8 protein-coding genes are annotated in these 9412 nt (G+C 75.7%); all 8 read right to left on the bottom strand.

Annotation, left to right across the window (positions count from 1 at the left end):
* Positions 1-84: 84 nt before the first annotated feature.
* On the bottom strand, positions 85-1155 hold the full coding sequence (locus ICW40_RS10795; RefSeq protein WP_221653831.1) for a copper transporter: 1071 nt from the start codon (positions 1153-1155) through the stop codon (positions 85-87).
* Positions 1156-1189: 34 nt separating this feature from the next.
* Positions 1190-2377, bottom strand: coding sequence for a putative cytokinetic ring protein SteA (gene steA / locus ICW40_RS10790; RefSeq protein ID WP_221653830.1), 1188 nt, complete (start codon positions 2375-2377; stop codon positions 1190-1192).
* A gap of 6 nt (positions 2378-2383) precedes the next feature.
* Positions 2384-4102, bottom strand: coding sequence for a DNA repair protein RecN (gene recN / locus ICW40_RS10785; protein WP_221653829.1), 1719 nt, complete (start codon positions 4100-4102; stop codon positions 2384-2386).
* A complete protein-coding gene (locus ICW40_RS10780; protein ID WP_221653828.1) occupies positions 4099-5109 on the bottom strand; it encodes an NAD kinase in 1011 nt (336 codons plus the stop codon). Before ICW40_RS10780 ends, recN begins: the two co-directional genes overlap by 4 nt.
* Positions 5106-5990 (bottom strand): TlyA family RNA methyltransferase, encoded by an 885-nt coding sequence (locus ICW40_RS10775; protein ID WP_221653827.1) that lies wholly within the window; start codon positions 5988-5990, stop codon positions 5106-5108. The genes ICW40_RS10780 and ICW40_RS10775 overlap by 4 nt, the downstream gene beginning before the upstream one ends.
* On the bottom strand, positions 5987-6148 hold the full coding sequence (locus ICW40_RS21550) for a hypothetical protein (protein ID WP_221653826.1): 162 nt from the start codon (positions 6146-6148) through the stop codon (positions 5987-5989). Before ICW40_RS21550 ends, ICW40_RS10775 begins: the two co-directional genes overlap by 4 nt.
* Before the next feature lie 172 nt (positions 6149-6320).
* Positions 6321-7331, bottom strand: a complete 1011-nt coding sequence (locus ICW40_RS10765; protein ID WP_221653825.1) for an HAD-IIA family hydrolase — start codon at positions 7329-7331, stop codon at positions 6321-6323.
* Positions 7331-8170, bottom strand: coding sequence for a hypothetical protein (locus ICW40_RS10760; RefSeq protein WP_308121743.1), 840 nt, complete (start codon positions 8168-8170; stop codon positions 7331-7333). The genes ICW40_RS10765 and ICW40_RS10760 overlap by 1 nt, the downstream gene beginning before the upstream one ends.
* Between the last annotated feature and the right edge of the window lie 1242 nt (positions 8171-9412).

Genomic DNA, 9412 nt, shown 5'->3' with positions numbered 1-9412 from the left:
CCGTCACGACGGCCGCCGTCAGCCCGCCGCGGGCCGCCGCGGCGAGGCCGCGGGCCGCACCGCGGGCGGCGTCGGCCGTGCGGCTCATCCCTGCTCCGTCCCCGGCTCGGTCCCGGCCGGGTCCTCCACCACCGGGACCGTGATGCGCTGGACCGGCGGCAGCACGACGCGGGCAGGCACCGGTGCGGTCGCCCCCTCGGTCGTCCCGTAGTGCCCGACCGTCCCGCCGATCCGCGCGCTCAGCGCGAGCGGCACGGAGACCTGGCCGACGAGCGTGTGCACCGACTCCACGGTGCTGAGGCGGCCCGACGCCGCCTCGTCCTGCCGGACCCGCTGCACCAGCGTCCCGTCGGTCACCTCGCCGCCGCCGACGACCGCGCCGTTGGACCGGTCCTGCGCGGCGCGGGCGATCTGCGCCGCCGAGGTCAGGCGTGCGTCGGCGAGCTCCTGCGCCTCGGGCTCCTGCTCCTCGGGTGTCGCCTCGGCCGCCTCCTGCACCTCGGCTGCGCTCACGGTCGGGCCCGCGAGCACGACCACGGCGTCGGCCGGGGTGCTGACGCCGCCGTCGCCGACGGTGACGAGGCCCGACTCGACGAGCAGGTCCATCACGGTCACCGCGTTGGCCCCGACGACGTCGGGGTCGGTGGGCTCCGCCGTGACGAGCGACTGGATGAGCGCCTCGGCGAGCTCGGTCCCCGTGCCGGCGTCCTCGGCCGGGACCGGGTCGAGCCACTGCACCAGGCTCCCGGCGATGCCCTGCCGGAACGAGCGCTGCTCCGGGTCGTCCCACAGCTCGGTGACCTGGACCGTCGCGGAGACCGTGGCGCCGGCCTGGCCGAGGCGCTCGACCACCTGGTCCCGGGCCTCGGGGAGCACCTCGCCGACCTGGACGACGGCGACCCGGCGGCCGGCGAGCACGCCGTCGAGCAGGTCGGGCGCGGAGGCCGCGAAGGCCGCCTCGCTCTGCGCGAGGTCGGTCGAGGTCTCGTCGAGCTGGGCGCGCAGGTCCTCCTTCTCGGCCCGCAGCTGCTCGACCTGACCCGTGAGGGTGTCGCCGATGGTCTCCTTGAGCGGTCCGGCCCCGAGCGCGATGCCGACGGCGAGCGCGAGGAACACGGAGATCAGGGAGACGAGGTGATACCTGAAGTCGATCACGATGAGGTCTCTCGGTCGGTGGCGGCCAGGGGCATCATGCCCCACCGCCGAACAGGCCCCGCACGGACGACCAGACGTCGTCGAACCAGGCGAAGAACAGGCCGAACATGGTCTGACCCGCGGCGGTCGCCGCGAGCGCCACGCCCAGGGCGAGCAGGCCGGCCACGACGAGCCACGCGAGCTGCCAGTTGGAGATGCGCTGGCGGTAGAGCCGCGAGACGCCCTTGGCGTCGATGAGCTTGCTGCCCACCCGCAGACGCGTCAGGAAGGTGCTCGCCATGCCGGAGCGCCCTTTGTCGAGGAACTCGATGAGGGTCGCGTGGGTCCCGACGGCGACGATGAGCTCGGCGCCCTTGTCGTCGGCCAGCAGCATCGCGACGTCCTCGCTCGTGCCGGTGGCCGGGAAGACGACGTGCCGGACGCCGAGCTTCTCGACGCGCTCCACACCGGGTGCGCGTCCGTCGCGGTAGGCGTGCACGACGACCTCGGCGCCGCACGTCAGGGCGCGGTCCGAGACGGAGTCCATGTCGCCGACGATCATGTCGGGCTTCCAGCCCACCTCGAGGATCGCGTCCGCCCCGCCGTCCACGCCGATGAGCACCGGGCGGTACTCCTTGACGTAGTGGCGCAGGGCGACGAGGTCCTCCTTGTAGTGGTACCCGCGGACGACGATGAGGACCTGACGGCCGTCGATCTCGGTCTCGATGTCGGGCACGCCGACGCCGTCGAGCAGGAGCTCCCGCTCTCGCCGCAGGTAGTCCATCGTGTTGCCCGCGAACGACTCGAGCTGGACCGCGAGGCCCGCGCGGGCCTCCTCCATCGCCGCGGCGACGGTCGCCTCGTCCTGCACGGTGCCCTCGGCGACGACGCGGTCGCCGTCGTACACCGCGCCGTCGAGGACGCGGACGTGGCGCCCCTCGGTGAGCGTCAGGACGTCCGGCCCGAGGTCGTCGACGAGCGGGATGCCCGCGGCGAGGAGGATGTCCGGGCCGAGGTTGGGGTACCGGCCCGACGTCGACCGGGCCGCGTTGAGGACCGCGGCCGGCCGGCACGCCGCGAGCGCCTCGGCGGACACCCGGTCGATGTCCAGGTGGTCGATCACCGCGACGTCACCCGGGCGCAGGCGCTTGGTGAGGTTCTTGGTCCGGGGGTCCACGCGGACGGGCCCGTGGAGGCCGGGTTCGTCAGGGGCGGCTCGGCGCTGACGCAGGCTGAGTCTCATCGGGCCTCATCGTCCCACGACTGAGCGCTCGAGGAGCTCAGCGGCGTGCTGCCGCGCGGCGTCCGAGTCCTCCTGGCCCGAGAGCATGCGCGCGAGCTCCGCGACGCGGTCCTCCCCGTCGACGTGGCGGACGCCCGAGGCGGTGATGACGTCGGCGCCGCCCTCGTGCGACTTCGTCACGACGAGGTGCCGGTCGGCGAACGCCGCGACCTGCGCGAGGTGCGTGACGACGACCACCTGGGCCTGACGCGCGAGCTCCGCGAGCCTGCGCCCCACCTCGACGGCCGCCTTGCCGCCGACGCCGGCGTCGACCTCGTCGAAGACGAACGTCGGAGGGCGGGCCGCCCCCGAGCCGGGGGCCGTCGCGAGCGCGACCTCGATCGCGAGCATGACGCGCGACAGCTCACCGCCCGACGCGCCCTGACCCAGCGGTCGCGCAGGGGCGCCCGCATGGGCGACGAGCAGCATCTCGACGTCCTCGGCGCCCCACGGGCCGAGCTCCGCGAGCGGGCGCAGGCGGACCTCGAGCGCGGCCGAGGCCATCGCGAGTCCCGCGAGCTCGTCCGTGACCGCGTCCGCGAGCCGCGCTGCGGCGTCCTGCCGCGCGGCCGTCACGGACGTCGCGAGCTCGTGCAGACGAGCGTCGAGCTCGGTGAGGCGCTCCTGGAGCGCGACGGTCCGGTCCTCGGACCCCTCGAGGTCGAGCAGGCGCAGCCCGGCGTCCTGGGCCCAGGCGAGCACGTCGTCGACCGAGCCCCCGCCATGGCTGCGCGCGAGCGTGGTCAGCTCGGCCCGTCGACGGTGCACCTCCTCGAGACGCGAGGGGTCGGCCTGCAGGCCGTCCGCATGGCCGACGAGGTCGCCGGCGACGTCGTCGAGCAGGTACCGCGCCTCGGCGAGGCGCTCGGCGAGCCCGGCGAGCACCGGGTCGTGCTGCGCGACGCCCTCGAGGCTCCTCCGGGCGAGCTCGACGGCGGCGGAGGCGCCGGGCGACCCGTCGTCGTCGCCGCTCAGGGCGAGGTGGGCGGTCGCGGCCGCGGTGCGCAGCTCCTCGACGTGACCGAGACGTGCGGACTCGGACGCGAGCTCGACGTCCTCGCCGGGCAGGGGCGCCACCCGCTCGACCTCGGCGAGGCCCAGCCGCAGGAGCTCGGCCTCGCGCGCGCGCTCGGCCGTGCTGGACACCATCGAGGCGAGCTCGTCGGCGGCGCGCTGCCGCTCGGTCCACGCCGCGCGGTACGCGGCGAGCGCCGCCCCGTGGTCGGCGCCCGCGAAGGCGTCGAGCGCCTCGCGCTGGTGCCGCGGCGAGCGCAGGCGTGCCTGGTCCTGCTGACCGTGCACGGTCACCAGGTCCTCGGCGATCTCGGCCAGCACGGCCTGCGGGACGCTGCGGCCACCGAGGAAGGCGCGCGACCTCCCGGCCGCGGCGACCGTGCGCAGCGCGACCAGGGTGCCGTCCTCGTCGAGGTCGGCGCCCGCGTCACGCGCCCGCTCCGCCACGGTCGACGTCGGGTCGACGACGAAGCAGCCCTCGGCGGTCGCCTGCTTGGCACCCGTGCGGACGACGGCCGCGTCCGCGCGCGCACCGAGCAGGAGCCCGAGGCCCGACAGCACCATGGTCTTGCCGGCGCCCGTCTCGCCGGTGATCGCCGTCAGCCCAGGCCCCAGCGCGACCGTCGCGCTGCCGATCACCCCGAGGTTCTCGATCCGGATCTCCTCGATCACGCGGGCTCCTCCACCGGACCGCTGAGCGCACCGCCGGCGAGCGGCCCCACGTCGTCCGGATGTCGAGGCTCGTCAGCGTCCGCCGCAGGGTCGCCGACGCGGCCGCGTGCGGGCGTCTCGGCCGCGGCAGGCGGCACCGCCTCGTCCCCGCGCCCGGCCGTCCCGTTCGGCGCCCGACCACGCCACCCCGTCACCGGGAGGGCGAACCGCGACACGAGGCGGTCGGTGAAGGGGGCATGGCTGAGCCGGGCGAGGCGGACCGGCACGGGGCTGCGCCGCACCTCGACGCGCGTCCCCGCCGGGAGGTCGACCTTGCGGCGCCCGTCGCACGTGAGGACGCCGTCGCTGGGCGAGCGTCCCAGCACCTCGACCGCGAGCACGGAGCCAGGACCGACCACGAGCGGCCGGGCGAAGAGGGCGTGGGCGGACACGGGCACCAGGAGCATGGCGTCCACGTCGGGCCACACGACCGGACCGCCCGCCGAGAAGGCGTGGGCCGTCGAGCCGGTGGAGGTCGCCATCACGACGCCGTCGCAGCCGAACGAGGACAGGGGGCGCCCGTCGACCTCGACGACCACCTCGACCATGCGGGCGCGGTCCGCCTTCTCGACCGTCGCCTCGTTGAGCGCCCAGTCCGTCACGGGTTCCTTGCCGGGCCGCAGCACGCGGACGTCGACCGTGCGGCGCTCCTCGACGTCGTACTCCCCCGACGCGATGCGGCGCACCGCCTCGTCGATCTGCTCGCGCTCGCTCTCCGCGAGGAACCCGACGTGCCCGAGGTTCACCCCGAGGAGCGGCACCTGTGACCCGTGGACGAGCTCCGCGGCGCGCAGGATCGTGCCGTCGCCACCGAGGACCACGACCATCTCGAGCCCGTCGACACGGTCGAGCTCCTCCTCGTCGATGGGCTCCAGGCCGGCGGTGCGCAGCGCCCGGATCGCCTCCTCGGCCGCGTGCACAGCCTCGGGCCGTCCGCCGTGGCTCACGACGAGGACCTTGCGCGTCATGCGAGGGTCCTCGGCGCGCCGTGCAGCTCGTCCGCGACGACGGCCGTCACGCCGTCGACCACGGCTCGCCGCGCCGCCTCGCGGACCCGCAGCGCCACGCGGTCCGTGCCCGACGCGCCCGCTGCCCGCGGCCTCAGCCACAGGAAGTACTCGTGGTTGCCGCTCGGCCCGGGAAGGGGGCTCGGCACGACGGCGCGCACGGTCGCCCCGGCTCGTCCGGCCGCGTCCGCGACGGTCACGACCGCCTCGTGCCGCAGCTCGACCGACGTCACGACGCCGTCGCGGCCCAGCCGGTCGCGCCCGACCTCGAACTGCGGCTTGACCATGAGCAGCAGGTCACCCTCCGGCGCGCACACCGAGAGCAGAGGCCCCACCGCGAGCGTCAGGGAGATGAAGGAGAGGTCGGCGACGACCAGCCCCGGGGGGCGCGGGACGTCGTCGGCCGTCAGCCCACGGACGTTGAGACCCTCCCGAGCGGTCACCCTCGGGTCCGCGGCGATCACCTCGTCCATCTGCCCGTGCCCGACGTCGATCGCCAGGACGTGCTCGGCGCCGCGTTCGAGCAGGACCTGGGTGAAGCCACCGGTCGACGCGCCCGCGTCGAGGCACCAGCGCCCGCGCGGGTCGGGCGCGCCCGGCACGGCAGCCAGGGCGTCGAGCGCGCCCGCGAGCTTGTGCGCGGCGCGCGACACGTACATGGCGGAGGGGCCGCCGACCTCGAGCGTGGCGTCCGCGGGCACGGGGAACGACGACTTGGTGACCACCTCGCCGTCGACGCGCACATGCCCGCGCGAGACGAGCTCCGCCCCGCGAGTCCGTGACCGGACGAGTCCCCGGCGCACGAGCTCGGCGTCGAGGCGGCGCGTCGGGGCCGTCGTCACGGCCCCTCCGCGAGCCGGTCGGCGAGCGCCCCGTGCACCGCCTCGAACACGGCGACGTGCTCGCGCACCGGGCGGTCGTCCAGACCGGCGAGCGCGGTCATCGCCTGGTCGACGGCGTCGTCGCCCGTCGTGTCGCCGTGCGTGAGCTCGTGCTTCACTGACTTCCTCCTCGGGTCCTGCGTCGGGCGACCTGGCGCGCCGCACCGGTCGACCGCGGCCGGCGCGGGGCACCGACCGAGCTGCGCCGGAGTCGCGGCGTCGCTCGACGCCCGCCGGACGTGGACACGCTACCTGCCGACACCGACGCGGACACGGCGCCCACAAGCGGTCTCAGCCCATGGGCGCGAGCTCGGGCACCGTCGCCGGGTCCACCGCACGGCCGTCGTCCTGGGCGGACCACACCGCCGCGCACGCCGCACGGGCCACGTCGAGCGGATCGCCCGTCGCGTCGTCGCGCAGCTCGAGACGGCCGTCGCGGACCGTCGCCGCCGCGCCCCCGCAGGCCCACCAGCCGTCCTCGGGCACCGGGGCGGCGTGGCTCACGTGCAGCGAGCGGAGGTCCGCCCCGAGGAACGCCGGACGCTCACCCGGCACCGCGAGCACCGCGTCTCGAGCCGAGCTCACGCCGGTCAGCACGTGCAGGCCAGGCATCCCGGCAGCGCGCGCGCCACCGAGGTCGGTGTCGAGCCGATCGCCGACGACGAGCGGACGTGCCGCTCCGCGCCGCTGGGCAGCCAGCGTGAACATCGTCGGCTCGGGCTTGCCCGCGCTGACCGGCTCGACACCCGTGGCGGCGCGGACGACGCCGACCAGCGACCCGTTCCCCGGCGCGATCCCGCGCTCGTTGGGCAGGGTCCGGTCGAGGTTGCTCACCACGTACCACGCACCCCGCTGGACGGCGTAGGCGGCCTCGGCCAGCTGCGTCCAGCCCACCTCGGGCGCGAAGCCCTGGACCACCGCGACCGGCTCGTCGTCGGCGGACGAAACGACCTCGAAGCCCGCGCCGCGCACCGCGGTGACGAGCCCCGCGCCGCCGACGACGAGGACGCGGGCGCCGGGCTGCAGGCGTCCGGCGAGGACGGCCGCGGCGGCCTGCGCGGCCGTCATCACCTCGTCCGGGCCGGTCGGGATGCCGAGCGTCGTGAGGTGCTCGGCGACGGTCTCCGGCTCGCGTGACGCGTTGTTGGTGACGAACACGAGTCCCATGCCCGCCGCGCGTGCGTCGCCGAGGCTCTCCGCCGCGAACGGGATCGGCTCCGGTCCGCGGTACGCGACCCCGTCCAGGTCCACCAGCGCGACGTCGAACGCGGTCGCGAGGGTGCTCTCGCAGGACTGCAGCATCAGCCCTCCCCCGCCTCGCGCCCCTCGGCACCGTCGGACTCGGCCGGCGAGGCGTCGCCGGAGGCGGCCTCACCGGCGACCTCTTCCGCTGCAAACGCCTCGTCGGCTGCAGATGCCTCCTGGTCACCCTCGCCGGACGCGTGGTCGCCGGCGGAGGGCTCCGCGTCACCGCCGCCACCCTCGTGCTCGTGGTCGTCCTCGGCCAGGTCGTACACGACCACATCGAGTTCGTCGTCCGTGGCCAGCCCCCGCAGGAGCGTGTCGGCCTCCTCCGAGCGGCCCGCCGCCGTCAGCGCCTCCGCGCGAGCCCGCGCGACCCGCTCGGCCGCCTCGCCCTGCGCCCCGCGCACGGCGGGTGTCTCGAGGGCAGCCAGGGCCGCGTCGGGGTCTCCGAGGTCCAGCCTTGCCCCCGCGACGACGATCGCGAGCTCCACCTTGAGGTCGTCGGGCAGCGTCCGAGCGGCGTCCTCCTGGGACACCACGATCGCCCGCTCCGGGCGGCCGAGCCCCCGCTCGCAGTCCGCGAGGAGCGGCAGGTGCTCGTCCGAGCCGTTGAGCCGTCGCACCGTCCGTAGCTCGCGGAGCGCCTCGGCATACCGACCCGTCCGGTAGGCAGTGATACCCGCGGCCTCCCGCACGACGTCGACCCGACCGGCGCGTCGCACCGCCGCCTGGGCGTGCTCGTACGCGAGCTCCGGGTCCTCGTCGAGCAGACGTCCGGCCATCACGAGATGCCGGGCGACCCCGTCGGCGTTGTCCTTGCTCAGAGTCCTCAGCCTGCTGCGCGCAGCACGGTCGAGATCGGCCGCCTGCACGTCGTCCGGGATCTGCGGTGCCACAGGGCCACGAGCGCGCTCGGGCGCCTCGCCCCGCGCCTCGAACGAACGCCCCGAGGCACGGTCGACGGCGTCTCGGCGCGGCCCCCCGCGGCCGGCTCCCCCGCGATCCGTACCTGTGGCCCCTCGCGACTCACCCCGCGAGGCGCCGCGGGCTCCGGCGTGACCCGACGTCGGCGCCCCACGTGCTCCAGCCCGCGGACCGCCAGCGCTGTCACGCGCTCCCCCGGCGCGGGACGACCAACCGTCTCCGGACCTCCGGTCCGAGCGCGGCGCGCCCTCCGCGTTCGAGGACTGGGCTCGCGGGCGATCCGTGCCTCCCGCTCGGCCTCCGCCCGCCGGTCGTTCTCCGCTCGCGGCAGCGCCGGCTCCTGGACCTCCGGGCGCCCTCTGCGCCGTCCCCCAACCGCCCCGCCCCTGCGACGACCCGGCGCCACTGGCGCCGCGCGCGTCGACGCCGCGACCGTACGGCCTGCGGTCGTCGTCGCGTGAGCTCCCGGCCCGCGATCCGGCCGCACCGGCTCCGCGCGCGCTGTAGCCGCGTCCTTGCGTGCTACCGGTGGAGTCGCGGTCACGACCAGGGCCCGACGACCGGCGGTCGGCGTCACCACTACCGGAAGCCGCCGCACGAGCGTCACCTCGCCGGCCACCGCCGTCGACGTATCCACGCGCACCGGGCCGGGCGTCACGGCCGCCCCCTGCGCCACCCCGGGCGGCATAGCTGCGGCCACCGCGCGGGCCGTCACCAGAAGGAGCTCCGCCACGGCCGTCGTAGTCCCGCCCGGCACCGCCCGAGGAACGGCCTCCCTCAGCTGCGGGACGAGAGCCACCACGCTCGGCGCGACCGCGAGGTGACGAATCCTGCCGTCCACCGCCACTACCCGCGCCACCTCCTGCGCGCCCCGACCGCGGACGGTCTCCGCTGGCTGATCCCTTTGCCGTGCTGTCCTCTGACACCGAGGGCACGTCCTCTCTTCTCGACTACTTCTCATGGTCTCACGCGACGTCCGGCGCCCATCACCGATCACACGAGACGCACGATCGTGAGGCGCAACCTGCGCAAAGCGGCGAGGTGCTCGCGACCGAGCACTCGACGGAATGGCACGCCGACCACCAGAGCTCTCGCGCGTCCGCGCGGCCACTCCGGCCGACTCAAAGCGCACGCGAGCACCGGCGAACGACGCAGCCCGCGCGACGGTCGGGCGGCTACTCACCGGAAATGCAGCGAGGCCGCCCCCGTTTCCG

This window comes from Actinotalea ferrariae, assembly GCF_019733465.1.
Taxonomy (GTDB): domain Bacteria; phylum Actinomycetota; class Actinomycetes; order Actinomycetales; family Cellulomonadaceae; genus Actinotalea; species Actinotalea ferrariae_A.
This window is presented reverse-complemented; position numbering and strand designations above follow the sequence as displayed.